At 62.5% G+C, this 20,421-nt stretch carries 22 protein-coding genes; 14 read left to right on the forward strand and 8 right to left on the reverse strand.

Annotation, left to right across the window (positions count from 1 at the left end; genetic code table 11):
• Positions 1–92: 92 nt before the first annotated feature.
• A complete protein-coding gene (locus AACQ95_RS20565) occupies positions 93–977 on the reverse strand; it encodes a hypothetical protein (protein WP_241279655.1) in 885 nt (294 codons plus the stop codon).
• 100 nt (positions 978–1,077) lie between these two features.
• On the reverse strand, positions 1,078–2,505 hold the full coding sequence (gene pdxR, locus AACQ95_RS20570; RefSeq protein WP_241279657.1) for a MocR-like pyridoxine biosynthesis transcription factor PdxR: 1,428 nt from the start codon (positions 2,503–2,505) through the stop codon (positions 1,078–1,080).
• A gap of 128 nt (positions 2,506–2,633) precedes the next feature.
• Between pdxR and AACQ95_RS20575 the strand changes: the two genes are divergently transcribed.
• The 3 genes from AACQ95_RS20575 (at position 2,634) to AACQ95_RS20585 (ending at position 4,363) form a co-directional block, all read left to right on the forward strand.
• Positions 2,634–3,116, forward strand: coding sequence for an OsmC family protein (locus AACQ95_RS20575; protein WP_043137150.1), 483 nt, complete (start codon positions 2,634–2,636; stop codon positions 3,114–3,116).
• Positions 3,117–3,207: 91 nt separating this feature from the next.
• Positions 3,208–3,645, forward strand: a complete 438-nt coding sequence (locus AACQ95_RS20580; protein ID WP_098982046.1) for a rhodanese-like domain-containing protein — start codon at positions 3,208–3,210, stop codon at positions 3,643–3,645.
• Complete coding sequence (locus tag AACQ95_RS20585; RefSeq protein ID WP_098982047.1) at positions 3,635–4,363, forward strand: GNAT family N-acetyltransferase; 729 nt, start codon at positions 3,635–3,637, stop codon at positions 4,361–4,363. The genes AACQ95_RS20580 and AACQ95_RS20585 overlap by 11 nt, the downstream gene beginning before the upstream one ends.
• Positions 4,364–4,414: 51 nt before the next feature.
• Here the strand turns inward: AACQ95_RS20585 and ybaK are convergent, their stop codons facing one another.
• From ybaK to AACQ95_RS20600, 3 genes are all read right to left on the reverse strand, one after another.
• Positions 4,415–4,885 (reverse strand): Cys-tRNA(Pro) deacylase, encoded by a 471-nt coding sequence (gene ybaK / locus AACQ95_RS20590; protein WP_241279659.1) that lies wholly within the window; start codon positions 4,883–4,885, stop codon positions 4,415–4,417.
• Positions 4,886–5,105: 220 nt separating this feature from the next.
• Positions 5,106–6,371, reverse strand: a complete 1,266-nt coding sequence (locus AACQ95_RS20595) for an inorganic phosphate transporter (protein WP_042868184.1) — start codon at positions 6,369–6,371, stop codon at positions 5,106–5,108.
• A 25-nt stretch (positions 6,372–6,396) separates the two neighbouring features.
• Positions 6,397–7,077: a TIGR00153 family protein gene (locus AACQ95_RS20600; RefSeq protein ID WP_042653142.1), complete on the reverse strand. Its 681-nt coding sequence runs from the start codon at positions 7,075–7,077 to the stop codon at positions 6,397–6,399.
• Between the two features lie 169 nt (positions 7,078–7,246).
• On the opposite strand from AACQ95_RS20600, the gene AACQ95_RS20605 reads away from it, so the two are divergent.
• Entirely contained in the window at positions 7,247–8,212 is a 966-nt protein-coding gene (locus AACQ95_RS20605; protein WP_241279661.1) for a CYTH domain-containing protein, read from the forward strand.
• Positions 8,213–8,319: 107 nt separating this feature from the next.
• Here AACQ95_RS20605 and AACQ95_RS20610 read toward each other — a convergent pair whose 3' ends face one another.
• Together AACQ95_RS20610 and lpxL are read right to left on the reverse strand one after the other, a co-directional pair.
• Positions 8,320–8,787, reverse strand: coding sequence for an energy transducer TonB (locus AACQ95_RS20610; RefSeq protein WP_043137134.1), 468 nt, complete (start codon positions 8,785–8,787; stop codon positions 8,320–8,322).
• 155 nt (positions 8,788–8,942) lie between these two features.
• Positions 8,943–9,866: an LpxL/LpxP family Kdo(2)-lipid IV(A) lauroyl/palmitoleoyl acyltransferase gene (gene lpxL, locus AACQ95_RS20615; protein WP_241279663.1), complete on the reverse strand. Its 924-nt coding sequence runs from the start codon at positions 9,864–9,866 to the stop codon at positions 8,943–8,945.
• 308 nt (positions 9,867–10,174) lie between these two features.
• Here lpxL and hldE point away from each other — a divergent pair, with 308 nt between their 5' ends.
• Complete coding sequence (gene hldE, locus AACQ95_RS20620) at positions 10,175–11,602, forward strand: bifunctional D-glycero-beta-D-manno-heptose-7-phosphate kinase/D-glycero-beta-D-manno-heptose 1-phosphate adenylyltransferase HldE (RefSeq protein WP_241279665.1); 1,428 nt, start codon at positions 10,175–10,177, stop codon at positions 11,600–11,602.
• 170 nt (positions 11,603–11,772) lie between these two features.
• Here hldE and tolC read toward each other — a convergent pair whose 3' ends face one another.
• Positions 11,773–13,098, reverse strand: coding sequence for an outer membrane channel protein TolC (gene tolC, locus AACQ95_RS20625; RefSeq protein WP_098982054.1), 1,326 nt, complete (start codon positions 13,096–13,098; stop codon positions 11,773–11,775).
• A 306-nt stretch (positions 13,099–13,404) separates the two neighbouring features.
• Here tolC and nudF point away from each other — a divergent pair, with 306 nt between their 5' ends.
• From nudF to AACQ95_RS20670, 9 genes are all read left to right on the forward strand, one after another.
• The gene (gene nudF / locus AACQ95_RS20630) at positions 13,405–14,046 is read left to right on the forward strand and encodes an ADP-ribose diphosphatase (protein WP_043554440.1); all 642 of its coding nucleotides are present in this window, start codon (positions 13,405–13,407) and stop codon (positions 14,044–14,046) included.
• A gap of 1 nt (position 14,047) precedes the next feature.
• The gene (locus AACQ95_RS20635; protein ID WP_241279667.1) at positions 14,048–14,494 is read left to right on the forward strand and encodes a DUF1249 domain-containing protein; all 447 of its coding nucleotides are present in this window, start codon (positions 14,048–14,050) and stop codon (positions 14,492–14,494) included.
• Positions 14,495–14,520: 26 nt separating this feature from the next.
• A complete protein-coding gene (gene cpdA / locus AACQ95_RS20640) occupies positions 14,521–15,339 on the forward strand; it encodes a 3',5'-cyclic-AMP phosphodiesterase (RefSeq protein WP_043137116.1) in 819 nt (272 codons plus the stop codon).
• 13 nt (positions 15,340–15,352) lie between these two features.
• Positions 15,353–15,940: a YqiA/YcfP family alpha/beta fold hydrolase gene (locus AACQ95_RS20645; protein WP_241279668.1), complete on the forward strand. Its 588-nt coding sequence runs from the start codon at positions 15,353–15,355 to the stop codon at positions 15,938–15,940.
• Positions 15,941–15,942: 2 nt separating this feature from the next.
• Positions 15,943–16,566, forward strand: a complete 624-nt coding sequence (locus AACQ95_RS20650; RefSeq protein WP_241279670.1) for an NUDIX hydrolase — start codon at positions 15,943–15,945, stop codon at positions 16,564–16,566.
• 37 nt (positions 16,567–16,603) lie between these two features.
• Positions 16,604–17,008 (forward strand): GFA family protein, encoded by a 405-nt coding sequence (locus AACQ95_RS20655; RefSeq protein WP_241279671.1) that lies wholly within the window; start codon positions 16,604–16,606, stop codon positions 17,006–17,008.
• 199 nt (positions 17,009–17,207) lie between these two features.
• Positions 17,208–17,450, forward strand: coding sequence for a DUF1656 domain-containing protein (locus AACQ95_RS20660; RefSeq protein WP_043137108.1), 243 nt, complete (start codon positions 17,208–17,210; stop codon positions 17,448–17,450).
• Positions 17,443–18,309, forward strand: coding sequence for an efflux RND transporter periplasmic adaptor subunit (locus tag AACQ95_RS20665; RefSeq protein WP_241279673.1), 867 nt, complete (start codon positions 17,443–17,445; stop codon positions 18,307–18,309). Before AACQ95_RS20660 ends, AACQ95_RS20665 begins: the two co-directional genes overlap by 8 nt.
• 1 nt (position 18,310) lies before the next feature.
• A complete protein-coding gene (locus AACQ95_RS20670) occupies positions 18,311–20,326 on the forward strand; it encodes an FUSC family protein (RefSeq protein ID WP_241279675.1) in 2,016 nt (671 codons plus the stop codon).
• Positions 20,327–20,421 lie beyond the last annotated feature (95 nt).

Raw genomic sequence — 20,421 nt, forward strand, 5'->3', positions numbered from 1 at the left:
ACAGGGCGTGCATCACGGGCTGCCCGCCAGTGGGGTGAGTGACGCCCCGGCTTGGTGCCATGCCTGGCCATGCCGGCGGCCTGTGCGCCCCATCAGGGGTCAATGCCAAAGTCATCGCGTACCGGGTCATAAAGATAGGGCCGATAGTCGAACCCCTCCTTGGGCAACAAGGGGTTGGTCAGCCTGAAAATCTGGCGCGGCCCCAGATTGGCAAACACCAGGGAGGCTTGAAAGTGGTGGCGCCAGAGCCGTTTCAGCGAACCATCCTGCCAGGCCAGTTGCAGGCCGCGCTCGATGCGTTGCCGCTCCTTGCTGTATTGGGCATGGCTGTAGATCACATGGATCAGCGGATAGAAGAGCGCGACATGGCGATCGACCACCAGCCCGGGCAGGCCGGCTTGATGGGTTTTCCACTCGGGGAGTATCTCGTTGGCACCGCGGCAGAAGAGGGCTACGCGGCCACGGGCCACCATGCGAAACAGCGACTCGTACTTTTCCACCTCCTGCACCTGAAAGCCGTTGTGGCGCAAGATATCGGCATCCTGCCAGCCGCTGCCCGTGCCCTGGTTGAAACCTTGCAACTGGGCCAGTGTGCCGACCCTGGCCAGCTCATCCGCCCGAGCCGCGCCGACGAAGCAGACCCGATAACCGAGAATGCCGAGATCGATGGGGAAGGGGATGGCAGTGACTTGATCGCCGGGGGACTGCAGGGGCCAGCTGTCGATGATGAAGAGAGCGTTGGCCCCGGGTTCCTGCACCTCGATCCGCATTCGTGCCTTGTTCATCGGCAGCGAGTCGAGCAGCTCATAGTCGCCATAGTCGGGGCGGGTCTTCTCCAGCGCCAGTTGCATCACCTCCCGGTAGTAGCGCATCCGCGCATCCTGCCCGTTTTCGGGGCTGAGCAGGGTAAAGCGGGTGGCCGCCATCGGGGGGGAGGAGAGGAAAAGGCAGAGGATCAGCAACAGGAGTCTATACATCTCGGCTAGGCTCTACGACTTTGGTTCATCCATTATAGTCCGGCGCCCGGGGCTGCGCCCTGCCCCCGGGGTGGCTTGCCTCGCTACCAGAATGAGCCCGTCAGGACGACGCCATCAGGCTGCCCAGCTGGCGACAGAGCCGGCGCAGGGTCTGGTTGTCGAGGGCGCCAAAGCCGAGCAGCCAGCCCTCCAGACCCGGCTCGCCTAGATGGAACTGGCCGAGCGGGCGCAGGCCAATACCCATGTCATTGGCACTCTTGGTCCAGCGCGCTTCGCCGCCGGCGGGCAGCAGCACGGCGCACTGCAAGCCGGCGCCGCTGTGAACCGGGGTGAGGGCGGGGCAGTGACTGGCGAGCTCACTCAGCAGCAGGTCGCGCCGGCTCTGGTAGATGAGCCGGCTCTGGCGCAGGTGGGTGGCGAAGTGACCGGCGCGGATGAAATCTGCGGTGACCGCCTGCTGCAGCTGGTTGCTGTGGCCATCGAAGGCTGCCCTGGCCCGGCAGAAGGCATCCATCAGCGGTCTCGGCAGCACCAGATAGGCGAGTCGAAGAGAGCCGAACAGAACCTTGCTGAAGGTGCCCACATAGATGACCCGCCCCTGGCCATCCAGCCCCTGAAGGGCGGGGAGCGGCCGCTGATCGTACTGATACTCACCGTCGTAATCGTCCTCCAGGATCCAGGCACCGTGACGCTCGGCCTCGCTCAGCAGTGCCATCCGGCGAGGCAGGCTCATGGGCACGCCCAGGGGATACTGGTGGGCCGGCGTGGTGTAGATGAGGCGCGGTGCCGGATGTTGCCCCAGTGGATTGAGCCCTTCCCCGTCCACAGGCACGGGGTGGACCTTGGCACCGGCGCTCTCCATGGCGGTGCGGGCCCCAGGATAGCCGGGATCTTCCACCCAGACTGTGTCGCCGGCATCGATGAGCAGCTGGGTCGCCAGCAGTATCCCCTGCTGGGAGCTGGTGAGGATCAGGATCTGCTCCGGCTCGCACACCACGCCGCGGGACTGCACCAGATAGCTGCTGATGGCGCTGCGCAGCTCGGGCAACCCCTGCGGGTCGCCGTAGTTCATCCAGCGTTCCCCCTGCTGGCGCCACTGTTGCTGCATCAGCCGGCCCCAGAGCCCGTGGGGGAAGAGGCGGGGATCCGGCTGGCTGGAGGCAAAGGAGGCGCCGACGTGCGGCGTGTCGTGACAGGCGCCCCCCGCCGCCATCTCCCGGCCACGGCGGGAGAGTCCGGCCGCCGACTGGGGCGGACGTGGCGCCGGGCACACGGCCGCCAGCGCCACGAAGCTGCCGGCCCCCACCTTGCGCACCAGATAGCCCTCCGCCTCCAGCCGGCCATAGGCCAGCTCTACCGTGCTGCGGGAGATGCCGAGATCGCCAGCCAGCATGCGACTGGCTGGCAGCCGGCTGTGCTGGGGCAGATGGCCGGCCAGAATGGCGCCTCGCAACATGCGCACCAGTTGCTCGTGCAGCGGCAGCTCGCTGGGTTGCTGAGTGGCGAACAGGGTTGGCAGGGCGGGCATGGCTATTTCCAGGCAGACAATTGGTCTGCCCATATTGGCAAAATTGGTCGGCGTGGCAAGGCCATTATGTCGCTACATTGAGGTTCAAGGTTCGGGAACAACAGATATTGGCAATGAAAGGAGTCTGCATGTCGGAATACAGCGCCACCATCAGCTGGCAGTGCGGGGCCGGCGAGCCCTTCGTCGATCAGCGCTACAGTCGGGCCCACTGGTGGGAGTTTGATGGCGGCGTCAGGGTGCCCGCCTCCTCCTCCCCACACGTGGTGCCCTTGCCTTGGTCGGTGGCCGAGCACGTCGATCCGGAGGAGGCCTTCGTCGCGGCCCTCTCCAGTTGCCACATGCTCACCTTCCTCTGGCTGGTGGCCAGGGCGGGTTATCGGGTGGAGAGCTACCGGGACGAGGCGGTGGGCATCATGGAGGCGGACGACAGGGGTCGCCAGTCCATCACCCGGGTCACATTGCAGCCGCTGGTGCAGTTTGCCGGCGAGCGGCAACCCACCCTGGCCGAGCTGGAGCAACTGCACCATCAGGCCCATGAGGAGTGCTTCATCGCCAACTCGGTCAGGACCACAGTGATCACCAAAATCGTGCAGTGGTCACGGGAGGCTTAGCAATGAGCCATGTATTGGGTACCGGCTTGGTCAGTCCGGTCAACACAGTCGTCACCACCCGGACTCGGGTCTGGTCACAAGGAGGTTTATCATGAGTCAGGTATTGAGCAGCGGGCTGGCCAGTGCGGCAGAGGCCAGCGCTTTCTTCGAGGCCCAGCTGGCCTATCGCACCGACCCGGCCGATCTGGCTGCCGATCTGCTGGCGGGCGAGGCGCGCATCGTCGTCATCGACACCCGCTCCGCCGGCCACTATGCCGAGGGACACATTCCCGGTGCCATCAGCTTCCCCCACGCCACCATGAACCCGGCGACCACGGCCGCATTGGCACGGGACAAGGTCTATGTCTGCTATTGCGATGGCATCGGCTGCAACGGCTCGACCCGCGGCGCCTGCAAGCTGGCGGCGCTGGGGTTTCAGGTCAAGGAGCTGATCGGCGGCCTGCACTGGTGGCGCCAGGACGGCTTTGCCATCGCCACCGGCAACGAAGCGGGCGTGCAGCAAACGGGAGGGATCGCCTGTGGCTGCTGATATCCATCTGAACGAGTTCGGCCAGCCGGTCGGTGCGCCGCTGCCCGATTGGCGGGGTGCCGAGTTTCCGCCCCGCCGCCCTCTCAGCGGCTGGGGCTGCCGGCTGGAACCGCTGGATCCCGAGCGTCACGGCCCCGGCCTGTGGCAGGCCTTCAGCGCCGACAGCGGGGCCATGTGGACCTACCTGACCACGGGTCCCTACGCAGAGGAAGCGGATATGCTGGCCTGGCTGCGAGAGTGCGCCGCCAAGACAGATCCCCAGTTCTACACCATCTTCGATGAGCATGGTGAACAGCCGCTGGGGCTGGCCAGCTACCTGCGCATCGATCCCCTGGCGGGCAGCATAGAGGTGGGCTGGCTGCACTTCTCGCCGGCCCTGCAGCGCTCGCGGCTGGCGACGGCGGCCATGGCGCTGATGATGGCCAACGCCTTTGCCCTCGGCTACCGGCGTTACGAATGGAAGTGCAATGCCTTCAACCGACCCTCCTGGCAGGCGGCGCTGCGGCTCGGTTTCAGCTACGAGGGAACCTTTCGCCAGAGCCGGGTGGACAAGGGGCTGGCACGGGATACCGCCTGGTTCTCGGTGATCGACGGCGAGTGGCCGGCGTTGCAGGCCTGCTTTGCGCGCTGGCTGGCGGAGGAGAACTTCGATGAGGCCGGCAGGCAGCGGTTGCGGCTATCCGAGCTGACCGCCGCTTGTCGAGCCAATAACGACTGACCCGGCAACATAACAGAGGCCCCGTCAGCGGGGCCTCTGTCGTTTCAGGCGTTACTCATGGTGCTCGCCGATGGGAGCGGAGATCCACTTGAGCAGGGTCAGCATGTCCTGTGGCGCCACCCCGACCGAGAGGCCGCGCTTGCCGCCGCTCACCAGGATCTCGTCAAACGCCATGGCCGAGTCGTCGAGCACTGTGGGCAGCAGCTTCTTCTGGGCCAGCGGGCTGATGCCGCCGACCTTGTAGCCGGTCAGCTTCTCGGCCTCGGCCGGTTTCATCATCTCCACCTTCTTCAAGCCTGTGGCCTTGGCCAGCTGCTTGAGACTGCACATGCCCGACGAGGGCACTATGGCGACCACCGCCTGCTTGTCGTGATGGGCGACCAGGGTCTTGAACACCTGGGCTTCCGGCAGGCCGAGCTGGGTCGCGGCATGTTTGCCGAAGTCGTCGTGAGCTTCGCACTCGTAGGGGTAGAGTTTGTGGGGGATCTTGAGCTTTTTCAGCAGGTTGATGGCAGGAGTCATGATGGTTGCCTTGAATCGAATCGCATAAAAACAAGGCCAAACAGTCTGCGCCTGCCAGGCAGGGGATGCAAGCCGGTTGCAGCGGCAGGAGGTGGCACGCCCGACATTGTGAATAGAGACAGTGCCTGGGCCGTGTTGACCGCCGCCGAACCCTTGCTTCCCATGCGCCAGGTATAAAAAAGCCCGGGTCAGTGACCCGGGCTGTTTGCGGCTGCGCGTATCAGGAGAAACAGGCTTGCAGCACGTAGAAGATAGCGATGGCCAGGATGGCACCTGCGGGCAGGGTAATGATCCAGGAGACCACTATGTTGCGCAGTACGCCCAGGTTCAGGGCGGCTATGCCACGGGCCAGACCGACACCCATCACTGCACCCACCAGGGTCTGGGTGGTGGAGATGGGCAGACCCGTGCCGGAGGCGATCACCACGGTGGCGGCGGTGGCCAGCTGGGCGGCGAAGCCACGGCTCGGGGTCAGGTGGGTGATGCCGGTACCGACGGTGGCCATCACCTTCTCGCCCATGGTGGCGAGGCCGATGACTATGCCGATGCCGCCGAGCGGCAGGATCCACCAGGCGATGGTGGACTGACCGGCGATCTGGCCGGCGCTGTCGACGATGGAGACCACGGCGGAGAGCGGGCCTATGGCGTTGGCCACGTCGTTGGAGCCGTGGGCAAAGGCCATGGCACAGGCGGTGATCACCATCAGGATGCCGAATACCTTCTCCACGTTGGCGAAGTGCATCTTGCTGTCATCCTGCGGGTTGTATTGCTGGCCGCGAATATAGAGCCAGCCGGCAAATGCCACCGCGATGGAGATGACGATGGAGAGCAGGATCCCTTCGCCATCGCTCAGGTGCAGACCGACGTGGGTCAGCCCCTTCTTGATGGTCACCAGGCAGATCACCAGGGCGGTCAGGAACATGTAGAAAGGCACGTAGCGCTTGGCGTTGGCCAGGGGATCATCTGTGTTGAAGATGAGCTTCTGCACGCTGATGAACATGAAGTAGGCGATGATGCCCGAGATGGCCGGGGTGATGATCCAGGAACCGACTATGCCGCCGAACTTGCTCCACTGCACAGCTTCCGGACCTATGCTCACCACGGCGAAGCCGACGATGGCACCTATGATGGAGTGGGTGGTGGAGACGGGCCAGCCGAAGTAGGAGGCCAGGATCAACCAGGCGCCGGCCGCCAGCAGGGAGGCGATCATGCCGAGCACCAGCAGATCCGGGGTGTCGGCAAAGGCGTTGGTATCTATGATGCCGTTGCGTATGGTGGCTGTCACTTCGCCGCCGGCCAGATAGGCACCGGCAAATTCGAAGATCATGGCGATGATGATCGCCTGACGTATGGTCAGGGATTTGGTGCCGACCGATGTGCCCATGGCGTTGGCCACGTCATTCGCGCCTATCCCCCAGGCCATCAAAAAGCCGAACAAGGCCGCCACGAGCACCAGAGTAGTGCCGTAATTCGCGATAATGTCCATTAATAGTGTTTACCCAGTCAGTCGATTACGAACGAGCCAGCATCAGTTCCAGACGGGCGCCAACGCGCTCGGCCTGATCTGCCAGGTCACCTACCCATTCGAGGATCTTGTAGAGGAACATAACGTCGATCGGATTGTATTTCTGCTCAACGGCTTGCAGCTGTTGGCGCAGCCCGATCTGCATGGTGTCAGTATCGTCCTCGATAAGATCCAGCTGATGGATCATCTCGGCAACCATTTCAACTTCACGTCCTTTGAAGCCGGTTTCGAGCAGCTCATCGAGTTCTCCGATGGCTTTTTCGGCTTGGGCGGTCGCATCGATACAACGTTTGAGATAGGCCATGAAATCGGCACGCATCTCGGCAGGGAATTCCATTCGACGACCAAGCATGCGGCCGGAGATATCCTTGGCACGGTTGGCAATCTTGTCTTGCTGGGTCAGCAGCTCCAGCAGGTCGGTACGGGCGACCGGCAGGAACAGGCCGCGAGGCAGTTTCAGACGAATTTCACGCTTGAGGATGTCAGCCTCTTTTTCCAGCTGGGCTATCTGCTGCCGGATCTTCTCGGCATCTTCCCAACGGTCTTCGGCAACGGCGTCAAAGAAGGGAATGAGCTGCTCGCAGCACACGTGAACCTTGACGATATGCTTCTGCAGCGGCTTGATGGGGGACTTGGCAAAAAGCCCCAAAATAGTATTTACTGGCATGGCCAAACCTGTGTCGGTGAAAAAACACTCGATACGATTTTATGAGGGGCGCATGGTAACCGAACTGCGCCATCAATAAAACCGTGAATTAATCCTGATGTATCGCAGGCATTATATCCTCGCGCTCCACATCATGCCCCCCAAAGTTGCCTGCCAGCCCGGAATGACTATGCAAACTGAGATCGAGATAAAGTTTTTTGTCTCACAAGATATTCAACAACCACTATCCAAGCTTCTGAATTCACTTGAAATTATATCAAGCTCCCAGGTCGAGCTCGGCAATGTCTATTTTGATGCGCCGACTCTGGATTTACGTCGGCTGGAAATGGGATTGCGGATTCGTCGCAGCGATGATTTTGCCGAGCAGACGATTAAATGTCGGGGCCAGGTGGTGGGGGGATTGCATGCCAGGCCCGAATATAATGCCCCCGTACATGGCGATGTGCCCCTGCTTGCGGCTTTTCCAGCCGAGCTTTGGCCGAGTCTGGTGGTGCGCGACGACATCCAGGCCGGGCTGGTTGCCCAGTTCAGGACAGACTTCCTGCGCCGCCACTGGCTGGTCGCCTTCGAGGGAGCCGAGATCGAGCTGGCCTGGGATCAGGGGGAGATCGTCGGTTCGCTGGGCAAGGTCGCTATCGATGAGCTGGAGCTGGAACTCAAGTCCGGCGACGCCCGCGCCCTGTTCGGGTTGGCTGAGCAACTGGCCGGGCTCGGCGGGGTCAGGCTGGGGGCGCAATCCAAGGCGCAGCGCGGCTATCGGCTGGCGGGGCTCGGAAAGCCGCTGGCGCTGCAATCCTTGCCGGCGATCAATGGGACCGACGCCGCCATGCGCATCACCGCGGGTCTGCAACATTGGCAACATCACGAGCAGTACTGGCTGGAGCAGGCGGACCCCGAACAGCGACGCCAGGCGCTGCAAGAGATCCGGCAAGGGGTTGCGCTCATCGTCGATGCTGCCGCTCCACGGGCGCCAGTGTGGCTGGCGGTGCTGACCGATTTGTCGACTCATCTGGCCTTGTTGGCCCAGGCTTCGGCCGACGCCGAGTGGCAAGCGACCCTGTCGACGCTGTTCCATCGCGCCGACTATGTGCGGTTGCAACTGGCCATCGCCGCCTGGCTGCACGCTGGGACATGACATCCATGCCTTTCAGGGCGCAGCGGCGATAAACAACTGTGATAACGAAAAAGGTGAGCCTGGGCTCACCTTTTTCATGTGGGATACCTAGCCAGTCGGGGCTGTGCTCAGACCTGGGTGTAGACCTGCCCCGTACTGCGAACCATGTCCTCACCCTGGCAGAGCTGCGCCAGCCCGCTGGTGTCACAGGGCTGGCCGTTATGCTCGATACAGAATTCGAACCGGGTCTGGGACTTGACGGGAAGATGGCCCGGATTGGCAGCGGTTGCCTGCCATTGCCACTGCTGCAGCGTCTCCATGGCGGCCTCGCTGAATGTGTCGTCACTGCGTGCCAGCACGCGGATCTGCTCGGCCCGGCCCGCTTCATTGATCACGTACTCGAGCGAGGTACATCCCATCTTCTCGGCCAGTATGGCCTCCTTGGGGTAGCGGGATTCGTTCCTGCTGAGAGGGCTCCACTGGGCATTCACATCCGTGATCTTGCTCAGGGGGAGAGAGGTGAGGTGCACGCTCTGGGTCTGGTGACTGCAACCTGTCAATGCGCACAGGGCGCCCACTAAAAGAGTGGCTTTCATGTTCGCTTCCCTTCGTTCGTTTTATTGTTCCTGGCGGGGCCCGGCCCGCCGCTCGGCACTGCCATTAATAAAATATCCAGCCACGAATGAAAACCCTTTCCGGGCTGCAGGCCATAAAAAACCGCCTCGCGGCGGTTTTTTCATCCCTTTTTGACTCAGTAGTAGCCAGCGTCATCCGGATTGGGCCGGGTTTTGAAACGACGGTGCAGCCACATGTACTGCTCGGGGGCCTTGCGAACCGCCGCTTCTATCTCCCTGTTGGCGCGGGTGGCGTCGGCCAGGTCGTCACCACTGGGGTAATCGGCGAGCGGCGCCCCGATATGCAGTGTGTAACCCTCGCTGGTGCGGATGTTGTAGCAGGGCAGGGTGACGGTATTTTTCACCCGCGCCAGGGTGGCTGTGCCCGTGATGGTGGCGGCCTGTTCGACCGCGAAGTAGGGCACGAACACGCTGGCGTGGCTGCCGTAGTCGTGATCCGGCGCATACCAGAGGGCGTCACCGTTGCGCAGCGCCTTGATCATCCCCTTCACGTCCATGCGGTCCACCAGATACTTGTTGGAGGCGCAGCGACCGTGGTACTGGGCATATTCCAGCACCGGATTGGTGTTGGGGCGGTAGACGCCGACCCCGGGGCGCACCAGGCCGAAGCAGCGGGCGTTCAGCTCCAGCGTCAGGAAGTGGCAGGAGAGCAGCAACATGCCCTGCTTCTTCTCCATGGCGGCGATGACGTGTTCTTCCCCTTCCACCTTCATCAGGTTGCGCATCCGCCAATCCGGCCAGAACCAGGCCATGCCCACCTCGAAGATGGCGCAGCCTACGCTCTCGAAGTTGGCCTTGAGCAGCTTCTCCCGCTCATCCTTGGTCAGCTCGGGCATCGCCAGTTCCAGGTTGCGGCGGGCAATTTTGACGCGGGATTTCAGCAGCTTGCGGGCGAGACGACCCAGTTGACGGCCCAGCCACATCTGGCTGCGCCAGGGTAGCAATACCAGCAGCCAGAGCAAGCTGAGGCCGAACCAACTGCCCCAGTAGCGGGGGTGGAACAGATGGGGGTCGAGGCGGGGTGCATTATCGTGGGCCATGAAAAGTCTCTTGTTCGCAATCGCCATGCACCGGGGCAAGCCCGGTCGAATAAGGGGAGGCGATAAAGGCACGTGGGTATCCTGAGCGGATAGTTTTACTCGCAATCGGGGGATTCTAGCCGAAAAGCGGGGTCGGGGGCGAATGGCTATGTGCTGGTCAGAGGGGCTGCTTGCCTCTGATCCGCGTGGTGCGAACTGTAACTATGAGTTTCCTTAAATGGAAACCACAGGTTTGCTTTTTCTACACCGTAGAAAAGAGTGTGATAAAATCGGCGACTGAATTTTTCAGGTTTTGAGAGTCGATACAGATGAAGATCACCCTGCCCGAGTTTGAAAAAGCCCGCGTTCTGGTCGTTGGCGATGTCATGTTGGACCGCTATTGGCATGGCCCCACCGGCCGGATCTCGCCCGAGGCCCCGGTGCCCGTGGTCAAGGTTGAGCACATTGAGGAGCGCCCGGGTGGCGCCGCCAACGTGGCCCTCAACTCTGCTGCCCTGGGCGCCCACGCCGTACTGCTGGGCCTGACCGGTCAGGATGAGGCCGCCGATGCGCTGGCTGGCCAGATGGCTGGCGTCAAGGTCGCCTGTGATTTCGTTCGTCTGGCCGACTATCCGACCATCACCAAGCTGCGGGTGTTGTCCCGCAACCAGCAGTTGCTGCGTCTGGACTTCGAGGAAGCGTTCCACGATGTCGATGCCACTCTGCTGATGAACAAGGTGGAGCAGGCGCTGCCGAACAGCGACGTGATGATCCTCTCCGACTACGGCAAGGGTGCCCTCAACGATGTACCCGGCATGATCCAGCGTGCCCGCGCCGCCGGCATTCCCGTACTGGTCGACCCCAAGGGGACCGAGTTCGAGAAGTATCGCGGCGCCACCCTGCTGACCCCCAACATGTCCGAGTTCGAGGCCGTGGTGGGCAAGGTGAAGGGTGAAGAGGATCTGGTCGCCAAGGGACTGGAGCTGGTCAAGCGTTTCGAGCTGGAGGCCCTGCTGGTCACCCGTTCCGAGAACGGCATGACCCTGATCCGCGAAGGTCAGCCAGAGCTGCACCTGCCGGCGCAGGCCCACGAGGTCTACGACGTGACAGGTGCCGGTGATACCGTCATCTCCACCCTGGCCACCTCGCTGGCCGCCGGCATGAGCCTGGACGAGGCCTGTGCCCTGGCCAACACAGCCGCCGGTATCGTGGTCGGCAAGCTGGGTACCTCCACCGTCAGCCCGGTCGAGCTGGCCAATGCCCTCTACACCGAGCAGGAGACCGGCTTTGGCGTCATGTCCGAGGCTCAGCTCAAGATCGCCGTGCAGGCTGCCCGCCTGCGTGGCGAGAAGGTGGTGATGACCAACGGCTGCTTCGACATACTGCACGCCGGCCACGTCTCCTACCTCGCCAATGCCGGCAAGCTGGGGGATCGCCTGATAGTGGCGGTCAATACCGATGACTCGGTCCGTCGCCTGAAGGGGCCGGGTCGCCCGGTCAATTCGACTGACCGTCGCATGGCCGTGCTGGCCGCGCTGGGCGCCGTGGACTGGGTGGTGCCCTTCGCCGAAGATACGCCCCAGCGGCTGATCGCCGAAGTGCTGCCCGACCTGCTGGTCAAGGGCGGTGACTACAAGCCGAAGGATATCGCCGGTTACGACGAGGTGACCGCTAACGGTGGCGAGGTGCGCGTGCTCAACTTCGAGGATGGCTGCTCCACCAGCGACATCATCAAGACCATCCGCGAACGCGGATGAGTCAAAACCCGGCTCAGGCCGGGTTTTTTTATGTCTGGCGCGTCAGAGCGCGGAAGTGGCACCTAGCGGTACCAGCCTGCGGCAAAGCAACCGGCCGCTGGGCAACAACAAGCGCAGATAACAAAAAGGCGACCCTGAGGTCGCCTTTTTCATGACATGAGCTGCGGGGCTCAGGACTTCTTGGTGACCTTGGCGGCAGGCATCAGCCCCTGGTTCACCTCTTCCAGATCCTTCTGCTCAAGGGTGCCGGCGGCCTGCTTGAGGGAGAGGATGCTGAGGATGTAGTTGTAGCGGGCCTCGGAGAGCTTCTGCTTGGCCTGGTACAGCTTGCGGGTGGAGTCCAGCACGTCGACTATGGTGCGGGTGCCGACCTCATAACCGGCCTCGGTCGCCTTGAGGGCGCTGTCGGCGGAGATGACGGACTGGCCGTAGGCGCGTACCGAGCCGATGCTGGCGTTCACGTTGTTGTAGGAGGAGCGAACCGTGCTCTGCACCGAGCGGAAGCTGCGCTCCAGCTGCTCGCTGGCGGCCACGTAGTTGAACTGTGACTGCTTGACCTGGGAGGTGGTCGCCCCACCCGTGTAGAGCGGCAGCTTGAAGTTCAGGCCTATGTTGCCCTGATTGCTGTTGCTCTCGGGGTTGCGGATCTCGTCCTTGTAGTCGTTGTAACTGGTGGAGAGACCGGCGCCCAGATCCACGGTCGGCTCGTGACCCGTCTTGGCCAGATCGATCTGCTCCTTGGCGATGTCCTTGCCGATGCGGGCGCTGTGCAGTTGCAGGTTCTTGTCCAGCGCCAGCTCCAGCCACTTGTCGGAGTTGAACGGTGTCTTCTGCGGGGTGAAGCGCTCTGTGTTGAGCACGTCCAGCTGACGGTGGTCTATGCCGGTCAGTTCACGCAGGCTCTCGTAGCTGTTGTCCAGGGTGTTTTCGGCATTGATCTCGTCCGCCAGCGCCTGGTCGCGCTCGGCCTCGGCCTCATGCACGTCCGTGATGGCGGTCAGGCCCACTTCGAAGCGCTGCTGGGTCTGTTCCAGCTGGCGTTCCACCGCGGCCTTGTTGGCGCGGACGAACTCCAGGGTGTCCATCGCCTTGAGCACGTCGAAATAGGCCTGGGAGGTACGCAGCATCAGGTTCTGGACTTCGAGGTTGTAGGCCACGTCAGACTGGGTGGCGCTCTTCTCGGTCAGATCCAGGTTGACCCAGTTGCTGCGGCGGTAGATGGACTGATCCAGCGAGAGGGAGCCGGTGGCGTTGCTGTTGGTCTGGGTGTCACCCTTGTTTTGCAGGTAGTTCAGACCGGCACCCAGATTGATTTGGGGCAAGAGGGCTGCGCGGGATTCATTGATCTTCTCGAAAGCCTGATCACGCTTGGCCTTGGATTCCAGCAGTTGGGTGTCCTTGATCTGAGCCTGTTGGTAAATATCGAGCAGGTTTTCGGCATGGGCGCCGGCGCTGACGCCCAGCAACACCATGGCTGACAAGAGTGTTCTTTTCATAGATCGTTTTAACCTTATGTATTAACCCAAAGCTGTCGCTGGATGAAGGAGGGGTATTGTCACTGAGCAAGCTTGATTTCAGCTTAATCACTCTACTATAAGCAAAATTTTATGATAACTGTCTCTTTTCCAGCGACAGGAACGTCAAGCACGAGGGGGAGTTTTCTCCCCCTCGTGCCTAGCCAAATGCCCTGTGGCTGCTAAAATCCATCCCTCATCTCCGTCGGGAACGAGTGAATGAATGTTCATTCATGTTCTCGGATTTTATGGTCAAACCGAGCCAAGTCAAGCTGGCGGGAGTCTCGTATGTCGCAGCAAGCCTTGCCCCAAACCCGTCACTATTCTGCCGATGACGTAAAAATCATCGATAAATCATCGGGATATAACGGCTTCTTCAAAGTGAACGTCTATCGCCTGCAGCACAGGTTATTTGCGGGGGGCTGGAACGAACCCATAGTGCGCGAGCTGTTCGAGCGCGGCCATGCCGGCGCCCTGCTGCCCTATGATCCTGTGCGCGACCAGATAGTGCTGGTGGAGCAGTTCCGCATTGGCGCCATCGAGACCAGTCCCACTCCCTGGCTGCTGGAGCTGGTAGCCGGCATCATAGATGAAGGGGAAACCGCCGAAGCCGTGGTGCGCCGCGAGGCGGTGGAAGAGGCCGGGATAGAGGTGGGTCGCTGTGAGCATGCCATCAGCTATCTGGTGAGCCCGGGTGGCAGCACGGAGCGGATCGAGGTCTATGTGGGCGAGGTGGATGCCAGCAAGGCCGAGGGGATCCACGGTCTGGCGGAGGAGGGCGAGGATATCCGGGTGCACGTGGTGAGCCGCGAACAGGCCTATGCCTGGCTCAAAGAGGGGCGCATCGACAATGCGGCCTCCGTCATAGCGCTGCAGTGGCTGGCCCTCAATCACGGCGAGCTGCGGGCTCGCTGGCTGGCGGGGCGCTGAGGTGGCACTCGTTCACACCCAGACCAGGCGTTATGTGCCTGATTTGATGTCCTTGCAGCGTACCTGCGAGGTGAATTATATGGCCTTGATGAAACTGTTGCCGCCGGGCGGCACAGTCGGGGCCGAGCGCCGCTATCAGGTGGGCAACGGCCTGCAATTCCAGCTCACCGTCAGCGAGGAGAGCCGCTTCACCAGCCAGGTGATCCTGGCCCAGCACAATCCGGAATTGCCGAGCTACTTGCAGGCTCGCATCGAGATTCGTTTGTATCATGATGTGCGGATGGCGGAAGTGTGTGCGGCGCAACAGATTTCGAGGTTGCAACCACGTTATGATTATCCCAATAAAAAAATGCACCAGCGGGATGAAAAGGAGCAGGTAAATCTGTTCCTGGCCGATTGGCTAAAATTTTGTCTCAGACATGGTACCAGCCTGATAAACATCCTCTAGTTGAACTTATAAAAAGAAGCGTGATTTTGGAAACAGAGCTACCCCAGGCGCAGGACGGCAGTGTGCGCCTGTTACAAATTACTGACACCCACCTCTTCGCGAGTGCCGAGGGGCGGCTATTGGCCGTGCGCACCGCGGAGAGCCTGGCTGCCGTGCTGGAGCGGGTGCAGGCCAACGATCATCCGTTTGATCTGATCCTGGCGACCGGCGATCTGTCGCAGGATCACAGTCCGGAATCCTACCAGCGCTTTGCCAGCATGATGGCTCCGCTGGCACGCCCCATCTACTGGCTGCCCGGCAACCATGACGATGCTCCCCTGATGACCGAATACCTGCATGCGGCCGGTATCAGCGAGGCCAAGCAGCTGGTGGGCGAGCACTGGCAGGTGATACTGCTGGATACCCAGGTGCGCGGCAAACCGCACGGCGTGCTCGGCGATCACCAGCTGGCGGCGCTGGACAGTGCACTGCGCCAGCACCCCGAGCGCCATGCCCTGATAGCCCTGCACCATCAGGCGGTGCCTGTGGGTTGCGCCTGGCTGGATCAGCACAATCTCAAGAACGCCGACGACCTGTTCGCCGTGCTGGCCCGTCATCCCCAGCAGAAAACCATCTTGTTTGGCCATGTCCATCAGGAGTTTGACGAGACGCATCGTGGGGTACGGCTGATTGCCAGTCCCTCCACCTGCATCCAGTTCAAGCCGCTTAGCGATGGTTTCGCGCTGGACGAGTCAGGTCCGGGCTGGCGCTATCTTACCCTGCATCCGGATGGCCGGGTCGCGAGCCAGGTGTGGCGTCTGCCGGTGGGGCAGTTTGTGCCCGACCCCGATGCCACCGGTTATTGAGGAGGCCGCTTCCATGACCTCCGTTTTGCTTTATCTGCACGGTTTCAATTCATCACCCGGCTCGGCCAAGGCGCAGCAGATGGCTGCCTGGGTAGCGGCGCACAGGCCCGACATCGAGGTGATTATCCCGGCCCAGCCCAATACGCCGGCGGCGGCCTGGGCGGCCATAGCGCAGACCATTGAAGCGGCCAGCGCCCGTCACGGTAACCGCCTCAAGCTTGGCGCCGTGGGCAGCTCACTCGGCGGTTTTATGGCAACGAGAGTCAGTGAGTTGTATGGCTGCCGCGCGGCCCTGATCAACCCGGCGGTGCGCCCTCACGAGCTGCTCTGCGACTATCTGGGCCCCCAGACCAATCCCTATACCGATGAGCGCTACGAGCTGCTGCCGGCACACATGGACGAGCTGCGGGCGCTGGCGGTGCCGGTAACCGCCCCCGAACGGCTCTGGATCCTGCAACAGCAGGAGGATGAGGTGCTCGACTATCGCAAGGCGCTGACCGAATACCGCTTTGCCCGCCTCTCGCTGGAGTGCGGTGGCAATCACGCCTTCACCGGGTTCGAGCGCTACCCGGCCCAGATCATTCGTTTCCTCGGGCTCTAGCCATGCAACCGCCGTTGGCCGCCTTTCTGGAACAGGTGCTGGCCACGGCGCAGGCCGGCCTCACCTATTCCAGGGATCCCTTCGATATCGGCCGTTTCGAGGCACTCAGAGCGGCCACGGTCGCCCTGATTGCCAGTCAGAGCGAGCTGGATCCCGCTGCCATTGCAGCATGGATCGCCCTCGATAGCGGCTATCCCACCCCCAAGCTGGATGTGCGGGCGTTTATTCAAAACGATGACGGCCATATCCTGCTGGTGCAGGAGAGCAGCGACGGCTGCTGGACCCTGCCGGGCGGCTGGTGCGACATAGGTGACTCACCGGCCGGTGCCGTGGTGCGTGAGGTGGCCGAGGAGACGGGGCTCGCCTGTCGGGCCGTGCAGTTGCTGGCGCTGTTCGACAAGCTCAAACATCCCCATCCGCCCCAGTTGCCCCACGCCCACAAGGCCTTCTTCCTGTGCGAGGTGACGGGAGGCCAGCTGCTCACCGAGACCGACGAAACCCGGGGCGCTGCCTACTTCGCCCTCGATGCCCTGCCGCCGCTCTCCCTGCACAGGGTGTTGGCATCCCAGCTGCGTACCCTGCATGCCCATCTGCAGCAGGGGCGGCGCGAGACGCTGTTCGATTGAGATGACAGGGCCCGGCGCCCGGCGGCAAGGAGGCTGCATGATAAAACGCATCGGCAACACCCCCATTGAAGAGAAACACAAGGCCAGCTGTCACTGCGGGGCTGTGGTGCTGGAACTCAGCCTGCCGGATGGGGTGGTGGATCCGCGCCGCTGCGACTGCTCCCTCTGCCGGCGGCGTGGCGCCATCGTCGCCTCGGTGCCGCTCTCGGGCATCCGTATCCTGCAGGGAGAGGCGGTGCTGCGCTGCTACCAGTTCAACACCCGCACCGCGAAACACTACTTCTGCAGCATCTGCGGCATCTACACCCATCACCAGCGCCGCTCCAACCCGGCCGAGTATGGCTATAACCTAGCTTGTCTCGAGGGGGTCAATCCGTTTGAACTGGGGGAGGTGCCGACGCGAGACGGGGTGCATCACCCTGCGGATCGCCCAACCCGTTGAGAACAGGATGACAACCTCGCCTGCCTCTGAAGGATCAATCCGTTCGAGCTGGTGAAGTGCCACTGCGCGACTGGGTTAACCACCTGGCCGAGTGGTCTGACCGCAAGGGAGCCATCTGCTCCTGTAGCACTGGAAATGGCTGTGTTAACCTTGGCGGGTCTGCTCTGGTGCAGACCCTGGCCGACTTTTCTGCCCTTCTCTGCCAACAGGGAGCACGCTTGTGACGACCCCTTCAGCGCTGCCGGATCTGATACTGGGCGCTTCTCTCTACTTTCCACCCCTGTTCAAGGCCGTGCTGTTCGGTCTGCTTGGCTGGTTGCCTGTGCATCACCTGCTGCGTGACTGGCTCTATGGCGGGGATGTCTGGCATCCCCTGCTGATGGATCTCTCCCTGTTTATCCTCGCCGTCAGTGGCGCTTTCTGGATCCTGTTACATGGCTAAATCACCCCTCGCGACCCTCAAATACTTCTCCACCCTGCTGGTGTGCGTCCTAGCGCTGGCGGCGGGCTGGTGGCTGTGGAACTACTACATGCAGGGCCCCTGGACCCGGGATGGCAAGGTGCGGGCCGAGCTGGTCAGCATCACTCCCGAGGTATCGGGCAAGATCATCAAGATAGCGGTCAAGGACAACCAGCTGGTGAAGACGGGAGAGCTGGTCTTCACCCTGGATCCCGAGCCCTACCGGATCGCCCTCGACAACGCCAGCGCGGCGCTCGCCAAGGCCAAATCGGATCTCGACAAGGCCGAGCACGAGGCGACGCGTCGCCGTGGCTTGTCGAATAACGTCATCTCGGCGGAGGCCGGGGACGAGGCACGGCTCAATGCCCAGGCGATGAAGGCGGCCTATCAGGTGGCCCAGGCCAATCTGGAGCAGGCGCAGTGGTCCCTCGCCAAGACCCAGGTGCATGCCGCGAGCGACGGTTACATCACCAACCTGCAGACCCGGGTCGGCAACTATGCCAGCGCAGGGGTGCCGCTGGTGGCGCTGGTGGATATTCACTCCTTCTATGTGCAGGGTTATTTCGAAGAGACCAAGCTCAGGCGCATAGCGCCGGGCAAGCCGGCCGAAGTGGTGCTCTACAGCGGGGATCAGACCCTGCGCGGCGAGGTGGAAAGCATAGGGCGCGCCATTCACGATCAGAGCGTGGACGGTGGCAGCAGCCTGCTGCTCGACGTCAAACCGAACGTGCCCTGGGTGCGGCTGGCCCAGCGGGTGCCGGTGCGGATCCGCCTGCTGGATGTGCCGCCCGAGCTGGCCCTGATCGCGGGCACCACCTGCACCATCACCATAGGGGAATGAGGTGAGTGCAATCGGGTCGCTCTGGCGCCGGACCCCCTGGGGCAAGGCCAGCGGTGGCCAGTGGCGTTATGCCCTGCGCAACAGCCTGGCCATGTGCCTGTCGCTCTGGCTGGCGTTTGTCTTGCAGCTGGATGCCCCTTACTGGGCCATGACCTCGGCCGCCGTGGTGAGCTTTCCCACCGTGGGCGGGGTCATCAGCAAGAGCCTGGGGCGGGTGGTTGGCAGTCTGATTGGCGCCATGGCGGCCGTGGTGATCACCGGCCTTGGCATCAGCGATCCCTGGTTGTTCAGCTTTCTCATCGCCCTCTGGCTCGGACTCTGCACCTACATCTCCAACCACTATCAGAACAACGTCTCCTACGCCTTTGCCCTGGCGGGCTACACGGCCGCCATCATAGCCTTCTCCTGCGTCAACGTGGTCGATCCGCATCATATCTTCGACATAGCCCAGGCCCGGGTGAGCGAGGTGATCATCGGCATCCTCTGCGGTGGCCTGATGATGATGATCCTGCCCAGCACCTCCGACAGCGAGACCCTGCTGCAATCGCTGCGCAAGAGCCAGAGCCGCCTGCTGGAACATGCCCAGCTGCTCTGGCTGGGGGAGGCCAACCCGGATGTGCGCAGCGCCCACGAGGGGCTGATCGGCCAGATCCTCACCATGAACGTGCTGCGCATTCAGGCGGTGTGGAGCCACCACCGGCTGCGCCGCCACAACAAGCTGCTCAACTTCCTGCTGCACCGCCAGCTGCGGATCATCAGCCTCATCTCCAGCCAGCGCCGCATGCTGCATAACTGGCCGGAGCAACCGGCAGGCATTCAGGCGCTGCTGGCCAGCCTGCTGACCGAGCTGGGCAAGCCGGCGTGCGACAAGTATCGCATCGCCCGCCTGCTGGCTCCGTTCGCGCCGACTGCAGGGGGCGATTATCGTCACCGCACCTTCTGGCTGCGGCTGCGTCACTTCTGCTGGAGCTATCTGGAGTGCCAGCGCTGGCTGAGCCGGCTGGAGCAGTATGACGATCGGGAGTGGCCGGCCCCGCCGCGCCACACCTCCCTCACCAGCCACATCGACAGCTATGAGGCGGCCTACAACGGTGGCCGCACCTTCCTCTGCGTGCTGCTGGGCTGCGCCTTCTGGATCCACAGCCAGTGGGATCTGGGGGGGACGGCGCTGACCATGCTCTCTATCTGCTGCGTGCTCTACTCGGCGACGCCGGCGCCGGTCAAGGGGGTCAACACCATGCTGCAGGCTATTTTGCTGCTGAGCCTGGTCTGTTTCGCGGTCAAATTCGGCCTGATGATCCGCATCGACGACTTCTGGCAGTTCTGCGCCCTGCTGTTTCCCGTGCTGGTCACCATGCAGATGTTCAAGCTGCAAAAGCCCAGGATGGCTGTGCTGTGGGGTCAGCTCATAGTGCTGCTCGGCTCCTTTCTCTCCATCACCAACCCGCCGAGCTACGACTACTCGTTGTTCATCAATACCAGCATCAGCCAGGTGTTGGGGGTAATGGCGGCCGGGCTGGCGTTCCAGATCCTGCGGCCGAGCTCGGATCGGCGCAAGAGTCGCCGTATCATGCGTATCCTGCGCCACGACTTCATGGATCAGCTGGCGCCCAGGCCACAGCAGAGCGAGAGCCAGTTCGAATCGCGCATCTATCACGGCATCAGCCAGCTCAGCCAGAGCCAGGATCAGACCGCCAGGCTCTGGGTGTTGCGCTGGGGCGTGGTGCTGCTCAACTGCAGCCACATCGTCTGGCAATTGCGCCAGTGGCGTGGCGATGATCAGCCGCTCTATCTGGTGCGAGACGCCTGCATTCGCTGCCTGCGAGGGATCCTCACCGAGCGGGGGGTGCAGCATGACTCCCTCGAACGGACGCTGGCCGAGCTGCAACGCATCAGCCAGGGGCTGGCTCGTCATCGGGATCCGGCGGCGCTGGATCTGGCTGGCATGGTGTGGCGGCTGCACAGCTCTCTCTCCCAGCTGCAGCAGGCGCTGCCGGTGGCGTCAGCCGCGACCTGAGTCCGGACTTGGGCCTGGCCGGCCCCTGTCTGGATCACCCTTTCCCGCAGTCGGGTTTGTCCAAGGCCCTCCCAACGAGTAAGATTCTCCCCAAA

Origin of the sequence: Aeromonas sp. MR19 (genome assembly GCF_963899305.1) — a bacterium.
Taxonomy (GTDB): Bacteria; Pseudomonadota; Gammaproteobacteria; order Enterobacterales; family Aeromonadaceae; genus Aeromonas; species Aeromonas bestiarum.